Here is a 22,059-nt window from a genome sequence, read left to right on the forward strand (position 1 = left end):
CAATATTCTGCTTAGCCCGCACCCGGGCAGATAATTAATCAATCCGAAATCTAACGAACAGAGTGACGAAAGTCCTGTAAGCGAAGTTCAAGCACAAAGACCCACCAGTATGAATTTAACCGAACTGAAAAATAAACCAATTAGCGAATTGGTGAGCATGGCCGAGAACATGGGCCTGGAAAATATGGCGCGTGCCAGAAAGCAAGACATTATTTTCTCTATTCTGAAAGCGCACGCAAAAAGTGGTGAAGACATTTTCGGCGATGGCGTACTGGAAATTCTCCAGGACGGCTTCGGTTTCCTGCGTTCGGCTGATTCATCATACCTGGCAGGGCCGGATGATATTTATGTATCACCAAGTCAGATCCGTCGCTTTAACCTGCGCACCGGTGACACTATTTCAGGCAAGATTCGACCGCCGAAAGACAGTGAACGCTATTTTGCCCTGCTGAAGATTCGCGAAGTTAACTTCGACAAACCAGAAAATTCCCGCAACAAAATCCTGTTTGAAAACCTTACTCCGCTGCACGCCGCATCCCGTTTGCGCATGGAACGTGGTAATGGTTCTACAGAAGATATTACTGCACGGGTACTGGACCTGGCATCACCCATTGGTAAAGGCCAGCGCGGCCTGATTGTGGCGCCGCCGAAAGCCGGTAAAACGCTGCTGCTGCAAAATATTGCACAGTCTATTGCAGCGAACCATCCTGAATGTGAGCTGATGGTACTGCTGATTGACGAGCGTCCGGAAGAAGTAACCGAAATGCACCGCCTGGTTCAGGGTGAGGTAGTTGCCTCCACCTTTGATGAGCCGGCCAGCCGCCACGTTCAGGTTGCTGAGATGGTGATTGAAAAGGCCAAGCGCCTGGTTGAGCACAAGAAAGATGTGGTCATCCTGCTTGACTCAATTACCCGTCTGGCACGTGCATACAACACGGTTATCCCATCGTCCGGTAAGGTTCTGACCGGTGGTGTTGACGCCAACGCCCTGCATAAGCCGAAGCGTTTCTTTGGTGCTGCGCGTAATGTGGAAGAGGGCGGCAGTCTGACGATTATCGCTACCGCACTGATTGATACCGGCTCCAAGATGGACGAAGTTATCTATGAAGAGTTCAAGGGTACCGGTAACATGGAACTGCATCTGAACCGTAAGATTGCAGAGAAGCGCGTCTTCCCGGCCATCGACTTCAACCGTTCGGGCACCCGCCGCGAAGAGCTGCTGACGACCCAGGACGAACTGCAAAAAATGTGGATCCTGCGCAAAATTGTGCATGAGATGTCAGAAATTGATGCGATGGAGTTCCTGATCAACAAGTTGTCCATGACCAAGACCAACAATGAGTTCTTTGACGCCATGAAGCGTCAGAAGAGCTAATCATCGCTATACCGGCTGGCCTGCCTCTGTCAGGTCAGCCTGCTTTCTGCTTCATTTTTCTCTCTTCCCCCTGCTTTTTTAAACTTCCGTCTAATTTCAGCTCATCCTGTATTTCGGTACATTAACTTAACCAACAGCTCGTAGGGATGCCATTGTGTTTTATTTGGCGTAGTCTGGACGCTGGGATAACAACCAAGAAGAGAAAACTATGAAACACAAGCTGTTGACTGCATTACTACTGATGTCCTGCTCCGGCGCGTTTGCTGCATCGGGCACTGACATCGATAAGCGCGCCGATCAGGTTGAGCCTGATGTAATTAAGTGGCGTCACCACCTCCATGAGTTCCCGGAACTGTCAAACCGCGAGTTTAAAACGGCGAAATACGTCGCAGATTACCTTAATTCCCTCGGTCTGGTCGTCACCACCGGTGTCGCCAAAACCGGTGTGGTTGCTATTCTGGACAGCGGCAAGCCAGGTCCGACAGTAGCGCTGCGTGCCGATATGGACGGTCTGCCCGTGCCAGAGCGCAATGATTTGCCTTATCGCTCACAGCAAACCGGTGAATTTAACGGGGAAACCGTACCGGTAATGCATGCCTGTGGTCACGACACCCACATGGCTATGCTGATGGGCGCGGCTAAGATCCTGACCGACATGAAAGGCGAACTGCGCGGTAAAGTGAAATTTATTTTCCAGCCAGCGGAAGAAGGTGCTCCACCGGGAGAAAAAGGCGGCGCTGAAATTATGGTGAAAGAAGGCGTGCTTAAGAACCCGGATGTTGATGTGATTTTTGGTTTGCACATCAGTGCCAATGCTGATGTAGGCACTGTACTGTATAACTCGGGGGGCACCATGGCGGCAGTGGATCCGTTTAAAATTGTGGTCCACGGCCAGCAGGCGCACGGTGCCTATCCGTGGAAGAGTGTTGACCCCATTGTGACCTCGTCACAAATTGTCATGGCCCTGCAAACTATCGTAAGTCGTGAACTGAAATTGATTGATGACGCGGCCGTGGTGTCTGTGGGGTCTATCCACGGCGGTAACCGCTCCAACATCATCCCTGAAAAAGTCGAGATGGTCGGCACCATCCGTACGCTGAACAAGGCGGCGCGTGAACATATCTACGAGTCACTGCCACGTAAAGTGAAGGGCATTGCCGAGGCCATGGGCGCAAAAGCGGAAGTGGTCCTGCCGCTGGATTACTCTTACCCCATCACCTATAACGATCCGGAGCTGACCAAGGCAATGGTACCGACACTTGAGCGTACTGCCGGTAAAGGTAATGCCATCGTCTCGAAGCCCGTGACCGGTGCGGAAGACTTTTCTTTCTTCCAGGAACAGGTTCCGGGGCTGTATATGTGGGTAGGTGGAAAGCCGCTGGATGTTGCTGAAGAAGATTCGCCGGCACACCACACGCCAGATTTCTATGTCGATGATAAGGGCATGAAGCTGGGTGTGAAGCTACTGACAAATCTGACGCTGGATTACATGGCACAGCACTAAAGTAGTTCGCCGGGGATTGAGCTACTTATGAAAAACCGACTTTCATCAGGCTCAGTCCTTGTGCTGGCAACGCTGGCAGGTGCGTTAGTCAACGCCCTGCCGGAACCTTTCGAAAGTCATGGCATTGCGGTATTCGGACTGGCGGCGGCGGTTTACGTTGCGCTGGCGTTCCGTCCGGTTATCGCAGTGCTGTCTACGCTCATTATCTGTTCACCCCTCATACTGCACTCCGGCGATACCCTGGCGAAAATCAGCCTCACCCTGCTGCCACTGATGCTGATACAGTGGGCGCATCGTAAACCCAGTAAACAGGTGATGAAACTGGGGCTGGTTGGCTGGAGTCTGCTGTGCATAGGTTTGTTAATTGCTGACCACTATATTCAGTCGGGCCGGTTTATCAGCTTATCCATTTCGGCCATCGCGGTAACGGTACTCAGCGGTATCTTTGCCTTTGTGGTTGGGCATTTTCTTTACTTTACCAGTCGTCGGGGCAGCGGACGTCGCGTGTCTGATAAAGTCGGCGTACACTTCCTGTTCAGTTTTTTGTTTGCCGGCAGCTTCTTTATCGCGGTACTGGCTGTGGTGTATACCACCGTTGCGTTGAACCAGTATCAGGAAAAGCAAAAGTTCAGAAGCTATATGCAACAGCGCACAATGGTGCTGTCTGAGCAACTCGATGATTTTATACGGCAGCATAAGCTGGCGATACAGCAGTCGGCGTCTTCCCTCTCTGAGGATGTAGGCACCGCACAATATGCGCCGCACGCCCAGCAAACGCTGGATTCACTGACCCGCCTGTATCCACAGTTCCTGACGTTTCTGATTACCGATGCCAAGGGCACAATTACCCACGCCAGTCCGCAAGAGGTCATGGAAACCGCCAGAGCCTCAGGCTTTTTAAGTGTGGCAACGCGTGATTACTTCACCGAAGCCGTGGCAACCGGACAGCCGTATGTCTCCGGCGTATTTCAGGGGCGTGGTTTTGGTGATGATCCCATCGTTGCCGTGTCAGCCCCCCTTATTACCAGCGCGGGAGAGGTCACCGGTGTGCTGGAAGGCTCATTGAGCCTGAAGAGCTTTAAGCGCTTTGATGACCGCAATATTCCCGGCTTTGCCATGACATTAAGTGATACAGATAACCGTATTATTTACGCGTCGGCCGGTCTTGGGCTGCCGTCACTGTCGGTGCAGCCGTCGATGGTATGCACGCAGCGATGCGATGATGTTGTCACCCTGAATAACGGACAATGGCTGTATGCGACTAAGCTGGTGCCGCAGCGCGGCTGGCGGGTAAATTTGTTATTTGATTATCAGCGCTTTGTCCTTATCACCAACAATTATCTGGTGATTGCGCTGGGGATCCTCGCCGCGCTGTCAGTCATTGGGATCCTGGTTGGCCGACTGGTGGCACAACTGGTTGATCAGCCGCTCAGGACACTGGCAAGCCGGGTTGTTCAGTTTGTCCCGGGCGCCCGCCCGTATACTGAACCCGCCCAGCGCCAGTTGCTGCATATTGAGGAGATTGCCGCTCTGGATGAGGAGTTTGTGCGCTTACAGGACCGTTTGTCCACCGCCTTCAAAGAACTCGATGAATCCCGTCGCATTCAGCAAACCCTGAATGAGGAGCTGTCGGCACTGAATAAAGAGCAGGCTGCCCGCATTGAGGAGAAAACCCGTCATCTTAAAGAAGCGCTGGAACAGGCGCAGGCAGCCAGTCAGGCAAAAAGTCAGTTTCTGGCCAACATGAGCCATGAAATCCGGACTCCCATGAATGGTATTCTGGGTAACTGCGAACTGCTTCAGCGTCAGTCGTTGCCTGAAATCGCTGCGCGTCGGGTCGGCGTGATCGCATTTTCTGCCACCAATCTGCTGGCTATTCTGGACAATATTCTCGACTGGTCGAAAATTGAAGCCGGTAAAATGCTGCCGGATAACCACCCGGTTAACATCGCTGAGATGATGCAGTCTGTCTGTGCCCTTCATCGCCAGGCAGCGGAGACGAAACACGTCCAGCTAAACCTCTCGTTATCGGAGTCCCTGCCTGACTTTGTGCTGGCAGACAGCGGTAAACTGAGTCAGGTCCTCAATAACCTGCTCAGCAATGCCGTGAAATTCACACCGGTCGGCGAAATTCGCGTCACAGTGCGCTACCGGGACAATGAGCTTGAAATCGTGATTGCGGATACCGGTGTCGGCATCGCAGCGGATAAATTGGATGCGGTCTTTGGACACTTTGAACAAGCCGACCAGTCTACTACCCGGCTGTTTGGTGGAACCGGTCTTGGGCTCGCGATTACGCGCGGGCTTGTCAGCGTGATGTCAGGCACCATCCACCTCGACAGTCAGCCTGAAGTTGGCAGTCAGTTTACCGTGCGCATTCCTTGTCCGGTGTGTGATGCGCCTGCAACGGCTGGCCGTCATGAGGCGCTGCCACCGGGCCTGAAAGTGCTGCTGGCGGAAGACAATGATATTAATGCTCAGATTATCCAGTCGATGCTGGCGGAGGCGGGCGCAACCTGCATCCGCGCGGTGAATGGAGAACAGGCAGTGGAGGCAGTGAAGCGGCATCAGTTTGGTATTGTGCTGATGGATTGCCAGATGCCTGTTATGGATGGCATGGAGGCAACCCGGTGCATCCGCAAGCTGACATCTGGCAAGGCGGCAGTGCCAATTGTGGCACTAACGGCGAATGCCTTCAGCGAAGACCGACAAGCCTGTCTGAGTGCCGGGATGAACGATTTTCTTAGCAAGCCGGTCACCCAGGATAAGCTGCTTAGCGCTATCAGCGCGCTCGTAACCGTCCAGGCAGCATCAGGACTGGTCTGACGGTCGAGGCTTTTTCCCCAGCCAATACAGTACCGCATAACCAAGCACGGCTGACAGGACCGAACCGGTGAGGATCCCGACACGTTCATCAAAAATCTGATTAACACCGGTTTCCTCAAACGCCAGGCCACCAATAAACAGGCTCATGGTAAATCCTACCCCACACAGCAGGGAGCACCCGTAGATATGTCTGAGTGTCAGATCATCCGGCAGTGACGCAAGCCTGAGTTTCACGACCAACAGGCAGAAACCAAACACGCCGAGCTGTTTGCCTATCACCAGCCCAAGGAAAATACCAAAGGTGACCGGATGGAAAATACCCTCTGGACTGATATTCCCGAAGGTAATACCGGCGTTAGCGAAAGCAAACAGTGGCAGGATCATAAAGCTGACCGCAGAGTTCAGACTGTGCTCAAGGTGTGTGACCGGAGAATACTGCGGATCCTGCGGGTCGCGCATCGGGATAAACGCCGCCAGCACCACCCCCGCCAGGGTGGCATGCACGCCTGACTTAAGTAGTGCCACCCACAATATGCCCCCGACAAAAATATACGGGGGCAGGTCGGTGACACCCTTTCGGTTTATTCGCCACAGAATCAGCAGGCAGAGACCGGCAACCAGCAGCGCGGTTTCGGTAATGTTATTGGTGTAAAACAGCGCGATAATCAGGATGGCGCCGATATCGTCAATGATTGCCAGCGTGACGAGAAACACTTTCAGACTGGCCGGCACGCGGCTGCCAAGCAGCGCGAGGATCCCCAGTGCGAATGCGATGTCCGTCGCCGCTGGAATTGCCCAGCCGGCGACGGCGACCGGATTATCCCAGTTAATTCCCACGTAGATAAGCGCTGGCAGAACCATGCCGCCCAGCGCACCGCCGGCAGGCAGGATAATATCTTTGGGGTTGGACAGTTCGCCCTCAATCACTTCCCGCTTGAGTTCCAGCCCGACATGAAAAAAGAACACGGCCATCAGTCCGTCGTTAATCCACAGCAGCAGAGGCTTGTCGATTGCCCAGCTGCCTGCGGATATCTGCACAGGCAGACTGATCAGTTGTTCATACCAGCTGTTAAGCGGCGAGTTGGCAACGATAAGCGCGGCGACCGTCGCCAGCATCAGCAGGATCCCGGGCGCGGCGTCGCGACGCAGAAAATCACTGACCACGTCATGAACTTCGCCAATGACGTCGTCAAGGACGTCGTTCTTTTCTTCATTCTGTGCAGACATAATCCCTCGTCGTGTTGTGCGTCCCGCCGCAGGTACGACGGCAGGTTAGAGCCTGTTGACCTTTGCTGTATAATTTTGCAACAAAGGTCAACAGGCTCTAGTTAAGGTTACGCAATAGTCGCCATGATCAGATCATCCCCGCTGCCTATGGGATCTGCGTGCTTTTTACGCTACAATTCCGCGCTTTAAAATTGCACCTGCTGGCAACACACCCGCCGCAGGCTGCACACAGGGGCTTCCCTGAGCCTTGCTGTCCAACCCTGTTGAGGAACTACAAATGGCGAAAGTCGCAATTGTCATGGGATCAACGTCTGATTGGCCTACTATGCAGGAAGCTGCGAAAATGCTAAAAGCGATGGGGGTCGAGTTTGAGGCCCGTGTCGTGTCCGCCCACCGCACCCCCAATTTGCTGGTAGAGTTCGCTGAAAGTGCAGCGCAACAGGGATTCAGCGCGATCATTGCCGGTGCCGGCGGCGCCGCACACCTGCCAGGCATGATTGCCGCACACACCCATCTGCCGGTGTTTGGTTGCCCGGTTAAATCGAAAACCCTGAATGGACTGGATTCACTGTTGTCGATCGTACAGATGCCAAAAGGTGTTGCCGTTGGCACACTGGCGATTGGTGAGGCTGGCGCAGCGAATGCGGGCTTGCTTGCGGCGCAGGTTGTTGCGCTGCAGGACGAAAAGGTTCGTGATGCGGTGATTGCATTCCGCGAAAAACAAACACAGACGGTGCTGGCAAACGACAAACTGGAGCTTGATGAATGAGAGTACTCGTTTATGGCGCCGGACAACTGGCGCAGATGATGTACCTTGACGGCTGTCCGCTGGGTATCGATGTACAGGCGGTCGACGTGAAAGACAACAGTGTGGTGCATCCGGTCAGCAAACAGAAACTGGATGTGAACCTGAAAGACGCCATCGCGTCTGCTGATGCCCTGACTGTTGAGTTTGAACACGTACCTGAAGATCTGCTGGAACAGGCCTCTGCGACCGGCAAACTGATCCCGAACATTGACAGTATTCTGGTTGGCGCTGACCGCGTGCGCGAAAAGGCGCTGCTTGAACGGTTGAAGGTCCCTAACTGTGCCCACCGCGTGGTGACGGAACTGTCACAGCTGGATGCCTGTGTTGAGGCATTGGGTGAGCGTTTGATCATTAAAGCCAGCCGCGACGGGTATGACGGTTACGGACAGTGGCGTCTGAGTGCTGCTGCCGATTTGGATAAGCTAAAACAAGCGCTGACCGGCCTGGATCTGGAAGCGGTGCCGCTGGTGGTTGAGGAAATGGTTAGTTTTGACCGCGAGCTTTCAGTCATTGGCGTGCGTGACCGCAATGGCAATATCCGCACCTATCCGCTGGCTGAAAATCTGCACCACCAGGGGCAACTGCACGTGTCGGTGGCGCCTGCCACTAATGTCAGTGATGCGCTGAACGAGGCTGCAGTCGACATTTTTACCACCCTTGCCGAAGGCATGAATTATGTCGGTGTGCTGGCGGTGGAATTGTTCCAGTGCGGTGACAAACTACTGGTCAATGAGCTGGCGCCGCGGGTACACAACTCCGGGCACTGGACACAGTCCGGCAGTGTTACCAGTCAGTTTGAAAATCATCTGCGCGCAGTGTGTGGTTTACCGCTCGGTGATGTCACGGCGAAGGGACCCAGTGCGATGGTGAATATCATCGGCTGCAGCAGCTTCTCCCGTGATCTGCTGAGTATCGCGGGCAGTCACCTCAACTGGTACGGTAAATCAGTGCGTGAAAAGCGCAAGATGGGGCATATCAACGTGACCGCCGACAGTTACGCGCAACTGGGCGAAAAACTGTCACAGCTGTCTCAGTATCTGCCGCTTGAATTCTTTCCTAAGCTGGAAAAAGAAGCGCAGCGATTACAGCAACAATGAGTTCTGCTTGACAAGCGGGTGCGCGTGAATAAAATACGTCCCCGCTGCTAACGCAGTAACATTTTCGGTGCCGACTTAGCTCAGTTGGTAGAGCAACTGACTTGTAATCAGTAGGTCGCCAGTTCGATTCCGGCAGTCGGCACCATTCTTCTCTTCTTTCGCTTTTCAGGATACTCCCGTAAACTCGACAGCTAACCTGTTGTTTGTGGAGTAACTATGACTGTTCGTTCTCTCGTTTATGGGGTTGCCCTGTTGCTGAGCTGTGGCAGTGTTTCATGCTTTGCCCAAACCACTCCGGTTCCGTCTGAGACTACCGCCGCTGAGAAGATACACAGCACCGGCCTGACAGTGGAAGGTGCCTACGCCAGAGCCACTTTCCCAATGGCACCCACCGGCGCCGCCTATTTCTCACTGACTAATTCCGGCAGCAAGCCGGTTACATTGCGTGATGTCAGTATCAGTGACACGGTTGCCGGTGAAGCGCAAATCCACACAACAATAATGAAAAACGACATGATGCGGATGGTCAGGATAACTGACGGTCTGACCATCGAATCCGGTGCTACACTATCGTTTGAACCGGGTAGCTACCACATTATGCTGATGGGTCTGAAAAACGGACTGGAAGCCGGCGCTGCGTTTGAGCTTACCCTGATTTTTGACGATGGTACCCGTCTGCCTGTGACGGTTAATGTCACGGCCATAGGAACAGAGCAAGAGAAAAGCGAACATCAGCACCATCATCACCACTGACAGAACAGAATGACGCGTGGAGTAATCCATTATTGCGCGTCAGTAGTATCAATAAAAAAGATTATTTTTGATATTTTTAATCTAAATTTATCGCACAAGGAGGCGACAATGACAAAGATTGATATTGGCATTTCTGAAGGGGATCGAACTGAAATTGCAAATGGCCTGGGCAAGCTGCTGGCAGACTCTTACACCCTGTATCTGCAAACCCATAACTTCCACTGGAACGTCACCGGGCCGCAGTTCCGTGAACTGCATCTGATGTTTGAAGAGCATTACACCGAGCTGGCTACCGCGGTGGACGAAATTGCCGAACGTATCCGCACGCTGGGCGTGCCTGCTCCGGGAACCTATAAAGCGTTTGCGGCGCTGAGCGCGATTGAAGAAGTGGATGGCGTACCCGAAGCAACGGAAATGGTCAGATTGTTATGCCATGGTCACGAACAGGTAGTAAAAACCTGCCGTACCGTGCTTAAACTGGCGCAGGACGCCGATGATGAATCAACCGCAGCCTTGGTCGGTGACCGCATGCGCGTGCATGAAAAAACCGCCTGGATGCTGCGTGCGATGTTGCCAAAATAAGAGAGAGAAAACATGAAGCGTAACCTACTCGCCTCAGCCTGTGCGTCATTGCTTGCGGCAACTGCCGCGCCCGCACTGGCTGATGTTACCGTGACAGAACTGGCTACCGGACTGGAGCATCCCTGGGGTATGGCGTTTTTGCCAGACGGACGGCTGCTGATCACTGAGCGAAGTGGCGGCATTCGTCTGTACTCTGCCAAAACCGGTCTGAGCGATCGCCTGACGGGCGCTCCCGAGGTCGTTGCAGAGAATCAGGGCGGTATGCTGGATATCGCCATTGATCCTGACTTTGCGTCGAACAAGTCGGTGTATGTCTGTTACACCAAAGAAGGCGACGGTGGTCACAGCTCCAGCGTGGCCAGAATGACGCTCGACGGGGAGACCCTGACCAACATGGAAACTGTTTTCACCGCCTTCCCGGTAGTGGATAACGGCTTTCATTTTGGCTGCCGGCTTGCATTTGACAAGGCCGGACAGTTATTCGTGACGCTGGGCGATCGCTACAAATACATGGACGAGGCGCAAAACACCAATAACCACTTTGGAAAAATTGTCCGTGTAAACAAGGATGGCAGCGTACCGGCGGATAATCCCTTCGTGAAAGGCGATGCACCTGAAGTTTACAGTTATGGTCACCGCAATGTGCAGGGGCTGACTATCCACCCTGAGACGGGTGACGTGTGGGCAATGGAACATGGTCCGAAAGGCGGCGATGAGGTCAATCTCATCGAAAAAGGCGCTAATTACGGCTGGCCGAAAATCACCTACGGGATTGATTATGACGGTGACATCATTTCCGACAAAACCCATATGGACGGCATGAAGCAGCCGGTGCTGTACTGGGATCCGTCGATTGCGCCAAGCGGTATGACATTCTATCAGGGTGAGCCGTTTGCTGACTGGAATGGTGATCTGCTGGTAGGGGCACTTAAATTCACCCATTTACGCCGCATTGAAATGAAAGACGGTAAGCCGGGTGAACAGCATGAATATCTGCGTGAGCGTGGTGAACGTATTCGTGATGTGGAAGTGGGACCGCAAGGTTACATCTATCTGCTGACTGATGCGCCAAACGGCAAACTGTTAAAGGTCATGCCTGAATAACCTGACCTGCTGAACGAACAAAGGGTGTCTGTGGAAGACACCCTTTTTTATTGGTCTGTGTTTATTCGTCGTCTTTGGACTTATAACGCTCGAACCAGGCCAGAATATTTCCGACTTTCTGGATCAGGCGTGAAGGACGACTGGCAATGCCGTGCGAGGCGCCCGGAATGCGCACCATGGCGGCATCCACACCCTGCAGACGCAGCGCCTGATAAAACTGCTCAGACTCGCTGATGGGAGTGCGATAGTCCGCCTCGCCGGTCAGCAGCATGGTTGGCGTTTTGACATTGCCAACCAGCGAGAGCGGGCTGCGCTTCCACAGTTTGTCCGCCACATCCCACGGCATGCCGTCCATCCAGTACTGACTGAAGAACGGATAGGCGTCAGCGGTCAGGGCAAAGCTTACCCAGTTAATTACCGGTTTAGCGACGACCGCCGCGGCAAAACGATCGGTCTTACCCACCGACCAGGCTGTCAGCACACCGCCGCCGGAACCGCCGGTAATAAACAGGTTATCAGTGTCGATGAAGCCCTTGGCGATGGCGCTGTCGACCACATCCATCAGGTCGTTGTAGTCTTCTGACGGATAATTGTGGTGGATAAGGTTACCGAAGTCCTCACCATAGGAGGAACTGCCGCGCGGGTTAGACCAGACAACCACATAGCCCTTGGCTGCCATCAGCTGGATTTCCATGGAAAAATGCGGCCCGTATGCGGCATGCGGTCCACCATGAATTTCCAGGATCAGCGGATACGTTTTGCTCGCGTCAAATCCGGGAGGATAGGCAATCCATGCATCAATTTCACGCTGATCAAACGACGAGGTCACACTTAACGGCTCTACCTTTGCCAGAGTGAGGTGATCCAGCGCATCATCATTGAGGTGGGTTAGCTGCGTTTTCTTGCCTTTTTTGCCAAACAGCATCAGGTCGGCAGGACGCATACTGTTGGCCTGGGTGTACACGATGTCACCCTGCTTGCTCAGGGCAAACTCACCCGAGGTATAGGGGCGCCCAAGGGACTGACCGCCAATCGTTACATCCAGCGCCTGGATTTCACCCTCAAGGTTTACTCTTGCCAGACGGGTGTTGCCTTTGTCCAGGTAAGAGAACACCAGCGACTTGCTGTTGGCAGACCAGCTGAAGGCGTCAATGCTGCGATCCAGACCCGTGGTCAGTCGTGTCATGTTGCCACTTTTCAGATCCATCACTACCAGGTCAGCATTCTGATACGACAATTTGCGGTCGTTCAGCTGGGTAAATGCCAGCTTCTTTCCGTCCGGGCTGAGTGTAGGTCTTGATTCCGGACCGGCGATATCGGTCACCTGGGTTACCGTGGCGGTCGCAATATCAACCTGGTAAATATCACTGACCAGCGGCGCCAGCGAGTAGTTTTCATCGCGCTGGGCAGCAAAATACAGCGAACGGTTGTCCATACTGAACGCCAGTGTGCCGGAGTTAGGGTACTTTCCGGTGGTGAGCTGACGCGGGGTACCGCCGTCTACACCAAGTACGTAAATCTGGTTGTAGCCGTCAGGCAGATAGCCTGCACCATCAAAGCGGTACGAAGTTTTTTCGATGTAGGTCGCGGTGTCGGCCCACTTCGCGCCTTTCGGTGGCGCGGGCATGTCTTTAAACAGCGGGGGCGCCGAAACCGGCGTAAACAGTGTGAATGCCAGTGTCTTGCTGTCATGTGACCAGGTAATGTTGCCCGGTGTATATTCGGTATTGGTCAGCCGTGCGGCATGCTGGGTGTCAAAGTAATACACGTAAAGTTGTGGCTTACCGCCTTCATCAGACAGGTAGGCCAGCTTATTACCATCGGGTGACAACACCGTAGAGAACACGTTGTCGTTACCGGCCATCAGCGGCCGGTGAGTGCCCTTGTCGAGGTCAATCTGCCACACCGACGTGTGCGTCCGGTCAGTCATAATGTCCATCGCACGGCGTTCATAAATGACGTGGTTACCGTCGGGGGTAAACTGGGGCGATGCCGGGTACTCAAGGTTAAAGGTGTCAGCGTAGTCCAGCGTCGTCGGCAGACCGGTCTCGTTGGCCAGCGCGCTGCCTGACAGGGCGGTGACCATTGTCAGCGTGGCAGCGGTCAGCGCTATTCGTTGATTGCGCATGCAGTATCCTTTTTCATTATTGTCAGGGGCGACGACACGGTGTGTCGCCTCTGTTTCATTGCAGGGAGAGAGCCCGGACGTTACTGTTCGGTGTGCCTTAAGCCAATGCGACCGATCAGAATGTCTTTAAACATCACCCAGTCTCCCATCAGACTATAGAAGGGATAGCGGAAGGTTGCCGGTTTATTCTTTTCGAAGAAAAAATGTCCCACCCAGGCAAACCCGTATCCAATCACAGGTATCAGCCACAACCATACCCACTGTTGGCTGACTACGGCGAGAGCAATTACGGCAAGTACCAGCCAGGATCCGATGAAATGCAACAAGCGGCAGGTTGGATTGGCATGCTCGGCCAGGTAGTAAGGATAAAATGCTTTAAACGACGTGAATGGCTCTGAGTGAGCCGGTGATGGTTGTTGCGACATAACACACTCCTGTTTCTTGGGGCTTTGCCCACTTTAACATGAGATTAACATTATTGTTCTGGCCAGACCAAGTCACACATAACCGCCGGGAAGACTGGTTGTTTTTTTTCCCCTTTCCCCCATATACCCGATAACTCCAACGAAAAGGCAAACATTATGGATAACCTCATTGCAAACGCCGGCGGTGGGAACGGTGCCACCATTGTGGACATCACTGTCGAGAACTTTCAGCAGATTATTCTTCAGGAATCACAGCATAAGCTGGTGATGATTGACTTCTGGGCCGACTGGTGTGAGCCCTGTAAAGACCTGATGCCCGTGCTGGAAAAACTGGCGGCGGAATACAGTGAGCATCTGATCCTGGCAAAAGTGGACTGTGAACGCGAACAGCAGGTCGCCGCCCAGTTCGGGATCCGCAGTCTGCCTACCGTGATGCTGGTGCAGAATGGCCAGCCGGTTGACGGCTTTGCCGGTGCACAGCCCGAAGCCCAGATTCGTGAAATGCTGGCGAAATATCTGCCTAACCCCGAAGACGAAAAAATTGAGGCGGCAGCGCAGCTGGTGCAGCAGGGCGACTATCAGGCGGCCTTTCCGCTGGCGAAACAGGCCTATGACATGAACACCGCCAATCTGGATGCAAAATACCTGTACATCGACTGTCTGGTAGAGACCGGCTCGGTTGCGCAGGCGAAAGCGGAGCTCGACACCATTTTGCTGGCTGACCAGGACAGTCGCTATCAGGTGCTGACCGGCAAGGTTGAACTGGCTGAACAGGCAGCGGACTCACCGGAAATTCGTCAGTTGCAGGAGGCGGTTGCCGGCGCCCCTGACAACCTGCAGGCGAAGGTCGATCTGGCTGTTGCTCTGCAACAGGCGCATCGCAATGAAGAGGCACTGGAGCTGCTGTATAGCGTATTATGCAAAGAGTTGTCGTTTGGCGATGCCCGTAAACTGATGCTTGATATGATCAACGCGCTGGCCGACGGCGACCCGCTAAAATCAACCTACCGTCGTAAAGTGTACGGGTTGCTGTATTAAGCCAGACAGTCTGTATGGCAGGCTGGCGCAGCGCAGACTGGCGCAGCGTTCAGCCTTCATGGTCTGGCACAATCGGCGTAAAACCGCGTTCAGCCAGCCAGTTGACGGCCTGAAAGTAGCGGGTGAAGTACTCACGCTGGTAGGTTGATACGTCAAAGTCGCGGTCATTGGAAGGATGGGTGCGTTCCAGCTGCGCCCGCTTCACCATACCGGCATCAAGCACGTAGGCAGAGTACCGCAACCCGTGCCGGATGTTGTCTTTGATGGCGCTGGCCAGGTAGTTCTGGCAATCAGGGGTTGATAACACCCAGCGCCGGCCATCCATCAGGGCGGCCCACGGCTGGTTATCAAATGTGCGGACAATGTCCTGCATATCGGCCACGAACGTTTTCGCCGTTTCGATGTTCCAGGCCCCCGTGGCAAAGACTTCCATCACATTGCCTGAGACATCTAACGCATAACTACCGTAACTCGGAAATCGCATGGGTTCATCCTTGTGAACAGTTCGCTAATATCAACCCGCAGCACCTTCAGCGTGCCAGAGCGGGCGCTATATCGCAAAGCCGGCATCCGTTTTCCCGGTAACGATTTGTAAGATATAGCAAATATCCGGCAACTTCGTAGCGTAAAGCTAACTGGTCAGCGCAGCACAGCAAATTGTGCCGGTCACTGATGACTGACCGCAAAAATTTGCTAGAGTGCGGTTACTGTTGTCAGGGTATGTCCTCCTATGTATCAAGAGTTTTATCAGCACTTTCTAAACGCCAACGCAGGCAGGCAACACTACGCCTGTCACAGTCACTATTACTGGCCCGATGTGACCCGTGATGCCATGTTGCAGTACTGGGATGACAGCGCCTGCTATGTGGATGACAAATGGCAGGTATTTTTCAGCGAACTGGTGCCTGAACTGCAGCAACACATCGCGGGTATGCTGAATACCGGCGCGCCGGAACGTCTGGTGTTTGCCTCAAACACGCATGAACTGCTTTACCGCATCCTGAGCTGCTTTGCGCCCCGACAGCCACTGCGCATCGTGTCAACCGACAGCGAGTTTCACAGCTTTCACCGTCAGGCCAATCGCCTGGCAGAGTATGAGCATGTCAGCCTGACCAGTGTGCCCACACAGCCGCTGACAGATTTTACCGACCGCTTTATTGCGGCAATCAAGGCGCAGCAGCCTGATGTGGTGTTTGTCAGTCAGGTGTTCTTCAATTCTGGCTTCGTGGTTGAGCGCCTGCATGACATTGTCAGTGCGGTGGACAACCCGGATACGATTATCGTGATTGACGGCTATCACGGGTTTATGGCGAAGCCGACCGATCTGTCAGCCATTGCTGACCGGGTGTTTTATCTGGCCGGCGGGTATAAGTACGCGCAGGCGGGCGAGGGGGCGTGTTTTATGCACATTCCTGCCAATTGTCACCTGCGTCCGGCCTACACCGGCTGGTTCGCCGAATTTGGTGCACTGGATAAGCCGCGTAAAGGCCAGGTGCAGTACAGCCAGGATGGGATGCGCTTTGCCGGTGCTACCATGGACTTTACCGCGCTGTACCGGATGCGTGCGGTGTTCACTCTGTTCGGGCAGCATGGCATCACGGTAGATAAGATTGATGCGCATGTAATGGCACTGCAGGCACACTTTCTGTCGCTGCTCGATAACGCGCAGCATCCGCTGTTAAACCGCAACACGCTGGTGGTCAGCGATGCCGAGCGGCGTGGCCATTTTCTGACTTTTGATCTTGGCGATCCGGATGTGACCGCAGCCCTGGCAGCCAGACTGCGTGAGCATAACATTTATACCGATTACCGCGGCAGCCGCATTCGCTTTGGGTTCGCGCTTTACCACAGCAAAGATACCATTGATCTCAGCTGTATTATCAACGGCGAGGTCTGATGATGGAGTGGTTATGGTCAGCCATTGCGCTGGTGTGCATCATTGAAGGACTGGGGCCGCTATTGTTTCCTGACCGCTGGCGGCTGTATCTGCTGCGCATCAGTCAGCAGCCTTCCAACCAGCTCAGGCAAATTGGCGGCATTCTGGTGATCATGGGTGTGGTCAGTCTCTACTATCTGACAAGTCGCTGATTTGCCGTCGTTTCTCGTTCAGCCATTGAATTCGCTGCATTTTTGCACACAAAAAAGATGATCAGGCGTCGATAATTTTGTAGAATCCACGCCTAATTTTTTTACACCTGTGATTCATGGCAAAGAACGTAGTGGTACTCGGCACCCAATGGGGTGACGAGGGTAAAGGAAAAGTCGTAGACCTTCTCACCGATCGCGCAAAGTACGTGGTCCGCTATCAGGGCGGTCACAATGCGGGTCATACCCTGGTAATCGACGGTGAAAAAACCGTCCTGCATCTCATCCCTTCCGGCATCTTACGTGACAACGTTACCTGTATTATCGGTAATGGCGTTGTGCTGAGCCCGGACGCACTGATGACCGAAATTACCATGCTGGAAGAGCGTGGCGTACCGGTGCGTGAACGTCTGAAGATCAGCGAAGCCTGTCCACTTATTCTGCCTTACCATATTGCGCTGGATGTCGCGCGTGAAAAAGCGCGTGGCAGCAAGGCAATCGGTACCACGGGGCGTGGCATTGGTCCGGCTTACGAAGACAAAGTCGCGCGTCGTGCACTGCGTGTGGGTGATTTGTTTAATGCCGACGATTTCGCTGCCAAGCTGAAAGAAGTGCTGGATGTACATAACTTCACGCTGACCCAGTACTATGGTGAAGACGCTGTAGATTATGACAAAACCCTGAAAGACGCGCTGGCCATTGCCGACATCCTGCGTGCGATGGTAGTGGATGTGACTGATGAACTCGACAAAGCACACCGCGCCGGTCTGCCTATCATGTTTGAAGGTGCACAGGGCACACTGCTGGACATCGATCACGGTACCTATCCTTATGTGACCTCATCAAATACCACCGTAGGCGGTGTTGCTACCGGTGCCGGTTTTGGTCCGATGAACCTAGATTATGTTCTGGGTATTGTTAAGGCGTACACCACCCGTGTCGGGTCCGGTCCGTTCCCGACTGAGCTGGATTGCGATGTCGGTGAGCATCTGGGTGTGAAAGGTCATGAGTTCGGTGCGACCACCGGACGTAAACGTCGTACCGGTTGGTTTGACGCAGTTGCGATGAAGCGTGCGGTACAGATTAACTCGATTACCGGTTTCTGTCTGACCAAGCTGGATGTCCTGGATGGCCTGGAAACCCTGCAAATCTGCGTGGGTTACAAAGACGCGGATGGTAATGTCAAAGACGTCCCCCCGATGGCGGCAGACGGTTACGATCTGGTGACGCCTGTGTATGAAGAAATGCCTGGTTGGAAAGAGACGACTTTCGGTGTAACCCGTTACGATGACCTGCCACAGGCGGCAAAAAACTACATTACGCGCCTGGAGCAGATCACCGGTGTGCCGGTGGACATCATCTCTACCGGCCCTGATCGTAACGAAACCATCGTCTTACGTCACCCGTACGACGCCTGATCAGCGATCGGATCACAGCTGATCCAAAGCTTATCACCAGAGTTATCCACAGCCTGCTCCGTGCAGGCTGTTTTCCTATAGCGCCCGAATTAACAGGGTTGCCAAGCGCCTGCGACTCCACTATTCTCAAAGATCATAAGCTACTAATCACAACGCCCTGGCAAGGAGTCTGTCTTGGCTACGATCCACACCATGCATAATCCCGACGAAACCGCGATCCCGTCCATGCAGCCGCTGGTTGATAACCTCAATGCCGCCTTTGCATCGGGCAAAACCCGTTCACTGGACTGGCGACGTGAACAATTAAGTGCACTTGAGCGGATGCTGACCGAGAATGTTGATGCGATTAAACGTGCACTGGACTCGGATCTTAAAAAGTGTGACATGGAAGCCTGGACCTCAGAGATCGGTTTTCTGCTCAATGATATTCGTCACACCCAGAAACACCTGGGTAAGTGGCAGAAGCCGCGCAAGGTATCCACGCCACTGGTTGCCTGGCCGGGCAGCAGTTATCAGTTACCTGAGCCGCTCGGCACGGTGCTGATTATCGGCGCCTGGAACTATCCGTTACAGCTGGTGCTGGCGCCCTATGTGGCAGCGCTGGCCGCGGGCAACTGCGCTGTGCTGAAACCCTCTGAACTGGCTGCCGCGACATCCACTCTGCTGGCAACACTGATTCCGCAGTACATGGACACCTCGGCAGTGGCAGTAGTGGAAGGTGCCAAAGACGAAACCACGGCACTGCTGCGCTGTAAGTGGGATCATATCTTTTATACCGGCGGCGAAGCGGTCGGTAAAATTGTCATGCGCGCAGCATCTGAACACCTGACACCGGTGACACTGGAACTGGGTGGAAAAAGCCCGTGTCTGGTGGATAAGCGCACCAATCTTGCGGTCACAGCCAGGCGCATTGTGTGGGGTAAATGGATGAATGCAGGACAAACCTGCATTGCCCCTGATTATGTACTGGTGGAGCGTGAGTTTATGTCTGCGCTTATCGATGCCATCAAAGCCGAACTGAAAAAGCAGTATGGTGATAACCCGCTGCAGTCGCCGGATTACGGGCGTATAATCAATGCCAGACACCTCAGCCGGCTGCAGCATTACCTGGATGGCGTGGATGTGGTTGCCGGCGGTCGCGTGGATGAGGCGGGACGGGGTATGGAGCCTACCCTGGTCATGGACCCGCCGGTAGATGCTGCCGTGATGCAGGAGGAAATCTTTGGTCCCATCCTGCCAATTGTCCCGGTTGCGTCGATGGATGACGCCATCGAGCGCGTGCGTGCGCGCCCGAAGCCGCTGGCGCTGTACCTGTTTACTGATGATGAGCAACTGCAGCAGCGGGTATTGGCGCAGACCAGTGCCGGTAATGTGTGTATTAATGATACTATGCTGTTTATGACAAACCCTGAGCTGCCGTTTGGCGGGGTCGGTAACAGCGGCATGGGCAGTTATCACGGCCAGGCAGGTTTTGATACCTTCAGTCACCTGAAAACGGTGATGAAGCGCAGCTTCGCACTGGATGTTGCGTTCCGTTATGCGCCGTATACCAAACTAAAACAGGCACTGCTTAAAAAGCTGTTGTAATACGCAGGAGAGGTAACTATGCCGCAACCGTTTCACCTGGCGATACCGGTGACTTCACTTGACGATGCCGAGGCGTTCTACGGTGAGCTGCTCGGGTGTGAGAAAGGGCGTAGCGATACGCAGTGGATAGACTGGAACTTTTTCGGGCATCAGCTGGTCACCCATAAAGTCGCCCGGATGCCGTCGCCGCCTGAGCATAACAGCGTTGACCATCACGCCGTGCCGGTGCCGCATTTCGGTGTTGTACTGGATATGGACAGCTGGCGAACGCTGGCGGAAAAACTCGAAGCGGCGGGAACCGAATTTATTATTGCGCCGTATATTCGTTTCGCCGGCCAGCCGGGAGAGCAGGCAACCCTGTTTTTTCGTGACCCGTGTGGTAATGCGCTGGAATTCAAAGCGTTCAGATCGATGGATCAGCTGTTTGCGACGTAAACAAAAAAAGGGGTGGATGGCGATGCCAGACCATCCCCAAATAATAAAAGTGTGGGAATAGATGCTGCTTGATAGTAAATCCAAACCGAATAAACCGTCCGGGGCTGAGGAAAAACTGTCCCAAATTCCCACCATGGTCAGCGAAATATCGCGCAAAATCTCTAACTACCGCCAAAGCTATCGTGAACTGGTTAAAGATGCAGAGAGTTTTTTCGAAAACTACCTGACAGATTACAAGCAAATCACGCTGTTAAAACACAAGGTAAAGACCTACCAGGACCAGATTGACTTCATAGAGAAGTACCGCAAGGAAAAAGGCAAGTATCCAACAATCAAAGGACAGCCGTCGGCACAGCGTTATATGGCCAGACTGGTCGCACAGCAGGCTAGCAGTGACAACGAATTAAAAGCCATGGAAGAGCGCCTGCGCATTGAAAGTAACAAGCGCTATGAGCACCTGGATCACCTCACCGATCACATGCTGGACCTGCTGAACGGGGAGCGTATTTTCAGTCAGTTTCTGGGCACCATTGCGCTGTCAACGCCGTCTCCACAAGAGAAAGTCCGGCATATTCGCAACGAAAAATACAAACCCATTTATGTGACGGCCCTGGCGATTGCCTTGTTTGAAGAGGTCAGAACGACCCATCAGTTCAGCAACAAATTCCTCAACGATGAACTGGCGAAAGTGTTCAGTGATGGCAAAACCTACAGCCTGATGGCGGACAAAACCGGCGCCGAGGAAAACGCGTCTGCGGGCCCTGAGCCAATGCCGTCAGACATTAAGATGGCGTACCGCGAACGGATCCTGCGCCCGATTGCCAAAGCGGCGTTGTTGCAGTCTATTGGTATGCATAGCCCGGAAGCCAATAACGTGCTGGGCCATGACCGCTATCGTAAGCTCAGTCATGAAGAACGGACCCGGCTGCTCGATATCGTCGACAAGAAAACGTCAGACTACCTGAAACTGGGCATTGGGATCCCGTCGGTGCGGTTCAACACCAAGGAGCAGCGCGATGCCTTCGTCAGCGAAGAAAAGCGTCAGCTGGTGTTTATGCTGAAAATTCTGAAGTCGGTTAAGGTCAGTCAGGATGAGCTTGGTGATTTGCTGCGTATTCCTATGACCTACGCGTCGTTCCTGCTGTCGACAAAAGAAGAGTTTGATTACCGTCAGATCTATCGGGCCTACGACATCCTCGATCAGGGCAGACTTGAAAACACGTACAAAGCCGAATACGTGAAGGCGTTTCTGAAAATGGTTGGCCGCTTCCCGTTAGGTGCAGGCATTTATGTTATTCAGCAGGATTCCGGCGAAATCGAACGGGCCATTGTGTCGTCACTGTACCCCGCGGATCCGGATGAACCTATTTGCAAAATCATTACCCGCCGGCAAATTCAGTTTCTGAGTCAGGCGGAAGTGATTATTTCCAAAGGCAGTAATCTGTTTTTCAAAGAGAGCAGAGACAACAGCCATTATGAGGCGGAGTTCTTCGACGCCCGCTATAAAAACGAATTTACCTGGAATGCGACCGACGTGTGGGAGAACCAGGTGCCTGCTATTGAGTTCTGGAAACGGGACGGAACACGAAAATATAACGGTATCTACAATCCGGACTCTTACTAGGCATGGGCGACAGCCACACGCCACGTCATAGCATCATTCAGGG

General features: G+C 53.6%; 19 protein-coding genes and 1 tRNA gene. 16 read left to right on the forward strand and 4 right to left on the reverse strand.

Annotated features, from left to right (window positions below):
- The first annotated feature begins 109 nt into the window (after positions 1-109).
- From rho to AB1N33_RS04730, 3 genes are all read left to right on the forward strand, one after another.
- Positions 110-1,375, forward strand: coding sequence for a transcription termination factor Rho (rho, locus tag AB1N33_RS04720; RefSeq protein WP_411270387.1), 1,266 nt, complete (start codon positions 110-112; stop codon positions 1,373-1,375).
- Between the two features lie 208 nt (positions 1,376-1,583).
- The gene (locus AB1N33_RS04725) at positions 1,584-2,879 is read left to right on the forward strand and encodes an amidohydrolase (RefSeq protein ID WP_411270388.1); all 1,296 of its coding nucleotides are present in this window, start codon (positions 1,584-1,586) and stop codon (positions 2,877-2,879) included.
- Between the two features lie 27 nt (positions 2,880-2,906).
- Positions 2,907-5,705: an ATP-binding protein gene (locus AB1N33_RS04730; RefSeq protein WP_411270389.1), complete on the forward strand. Its 2,799-nt coding sequence runs from the start codon at positions 2,907-2,909 to the stop codon at positions 5,703-5,705.
- Here AB1N33_RS04730 and nhaA read toward each other — a convergent pair.
- Positions 5,691-6,932: a Na+/H+ antiporter NhaA gene (gene nhaA / locus AB1N33_RS04735; protein ID WP_411270390.1), complete on the reverse strand. Its 1,242-nt coding sequence runs from the start codon at positions 6,930-6,932 to the stop codon at positions 5,691-5,693. The genes AB1N33_RS04730 and nhaA overlap by 15 nt on opposite strands.
- 277 nt (positions 6,933-7,209) lie before the next feature.
- Here nhaA and purE point away from each other — a divergent pair, with 277 nt between their 5' ends.
- From purE to AB1N33_RS04765, 6 genes are all read left to right on the forward strand, one after another.
- Positions 7,210-7,701, forward strand: coding sequence for a 5-(carboxyamino)imidazole ribonucleotide mutase (gene purE / locus AB1N33_RS04740; RefSeq protein ID WP_411270391.1), 492 nt, complete (start codon positions 7,210-7,212; stop codon positions 7,699-7,701).
- Positions 7,698-8,837 (forward strand): 5-(carboxyamino)imidazole ribonucleotide synthase, encoded by a 1,140-nt coding sequence (locus AB1N33_RS04745; protein WP_411270392.1) that lies wholly within the window; start codon positions 7,698-7,700, stop codon positions 8,835-8,837. The genes purE and AB1N33_RS04745 overlap by 4 nt, the downstream gene beginning before the upstream one ends.
- A 69-nt stretch (positions 8,838-8,906) precedes the next feature.
- Positions 8,907-8,982, forward strand: a tRNA-Thr gene (locus AB1N33_RS04750).
- Between the two features lie 71 nt (positions 8,983-9,053).
- On the forward strand, positions 9,054-9,590 hold the full coding sequence (locus tag AB1N33_RS04755) for a copper chaperone PCu(A)C (protein ID WP_411270393.1): 537 nt from the start codon (positions 9,054-9,056) through the stop codon (positions 9,588-9,590).
- 108 nt (positions 9,591-9,698) lie between these two features.
- Entirely contained in the window at positions 9,699-10,172 is a 474-nt protein-coding gene (locus AB1N33_RS04760; protein ID WP_411270394.1) for a Dps family protein, read from the forward strand.
- A 12-nt stretch (positions 10,173-10,184) separates the two neighbouring features.
- On the forward strand, positions 10,185-11,276 hold the full coding sequence (locus AB1N33_RS04765; RefSeq protein WP_411270395.1) for a PQQ-dependent sugar dehydrogenase: 1,092 nt from the start codon (positions 10,185-10,187) through the stop codon (positions 11,274-11,276).
- A gap of 61 nt (positions 11,277-11,337) precedes the next feature.
- Here AB1N33_RS04765 and AB1N33_RS04770 read toward each other — a convergent pair whose 3' ends face one another.
- Both AB1N33_RS04770 and AB1N33_RS04775 read right to left on the reverse strand, forming a co-directional pair.
- Positions 11,338-13,404 (reverse strand): S9 family peptidase, encoded by a 2,067-nt coding sequence (locus AB1N33_RS04770; protein WP_411270396.1) that lies wholly within the window; start codon positions 13,402-13,404, stop codon positions 11,338-11,340.
- Positions 13,405-13,484: 80 nt separating this feature from the next.
- Positions 13,485-13,829, reverse strand: coding sequence for an Mpo1-like protein (locus tag AB1N33_RS04775; RefSeq protein ID WP_411270397.1), 345 nt, complete (start codon positions 13,827-13,829; stop codon positions 13,485-13,487).
- Positions 13,830-13,985: 156 nt separating this feature from the next.
- Here AB1N33_RS04775 and trxA point away from each other — a divergent pair, with 156 nt between their 5' ends.
- The gene (gene trxA / locus AB1N33_RS04780; RefSeq protein WP_411270398.1) at positions 13,986-14,867 is read left to right on the forward strand and encodes a thioredoxin; all 882 of its coding nucleotides are present in this window, start codon (positions 13,986-13,988) and stop codon (positions 14,865-14,867) included.
- Between the two features lie 49 nt (positions 14,868-14,916).
- Here the strand turns inward: trxA and AB1N33_RS04785 are convergent, their stop codons facing one another.
- Positions 14,917-15,351, reverse strand: a complete 435-nt coding sequence (locus tag AB1N33_RS04785; RefSeq protein WP_411270399.1) for a hypothetical protein — start codon at positions 15,349-15,351, stop codon at positions 14,917-14,919.
- A 246-nt stretch (positions 15,352-15,597) separates the two neighbouring features.
- On the opposite strand from AB1N33_RS04785, the gene AB1N33_RS04790 reads away from it, so the two are divergent.
- The 6 genes from AB1N33_RS04790 to AB1N33_RS04815 all read left to right on the forward strand — a co-directional run bounded on the left by AB1N33_RS04790 (position 15,598) and on the right by AB1N33_RS04815 (position 22,016).
- Positions 15,598-16,764, forward strand: a complete 1,167-nt coding sequence (locus AB1N33_RS04790; RefSeq protein ID WP_411270400.1) for an aminotransferase class V-fold PLP-dependent enzyme — start codon at positions 15,598-15,600, stop codon at positions 16,762-16,764.
- Between the two features lie 2 nt (positions 16,765-16,766).
- Complete coding sequence (locus tag AB1N33_RS04795; RefSeq protein WP_411270437.1) at positions 16,767-16,955, forward strand: DUF2065 domain-containing protein; 189 nt, start codon at positions 16,767-16,769, stop codon at positions 16,953-16,955.
- 116 nt (positions 16,956-17,071) lie between these two features.
- The gene (locus tag AB1N33_RS04800; protein WP_411270401.1) at positions 17,072-18,370 is read left to right on the forward strand and encodes an adenylosuccinate synthase; all 1,299 of its coding nucleotides are present in this window, start codon (positions 17,072-17,074) and stop codon (positions 18,368-18,370) included.
- A gap of 192 nt (positions 18,371-18,562) precedes the next feature.
- On the forward strand, positions 18,563-19,957 hold the full coding sequence (locus AB1N33_RS04805; protein ID WP_411270438.1) for an aldehyde dehydrogenase family protein: 1,395 nt from the start codon (positions 18,563-18,565) through the stop codon (positions 19,955-19,957).
- An 18-nt stretch (positions 19,958-19,975) separates the two neighbouring features.
- On the forward strand, positions 19,976-20,392 hold the full coding sequence (locus AB1N33_RS04810; protein WP_411270402.1) for a VOC family protein: 417 nt from the start codon (positions 19,976-19,978) through the stop codon (positions 20,390-20,392).
- A gap of 61 nt (positions 20,393-20,453) precedes the next feature.
- Positions 20,454-22,016 (forward strand): hypothetical protein, encoded by a 1,563-nt coding sequence (locus tag AB1N33_RS04815; protein WP_411270403.1) that lies wholly within the window; start codon positions 20,454-20,456, stop codon positions 22,014-22,016.
- Positions 22,017-22,059 lie beyond the last annotated feature (43 nt).

Source organism: Alteromonas nitratireducens (genome assembly GCF_040812025.1).
Lineage (GTDB): Bacteria > Pseudomonadota > Gammaproteobacteria > Enterobacterales > Alteromonadaceae > Alteromonas > Alteromonas nitratireducens.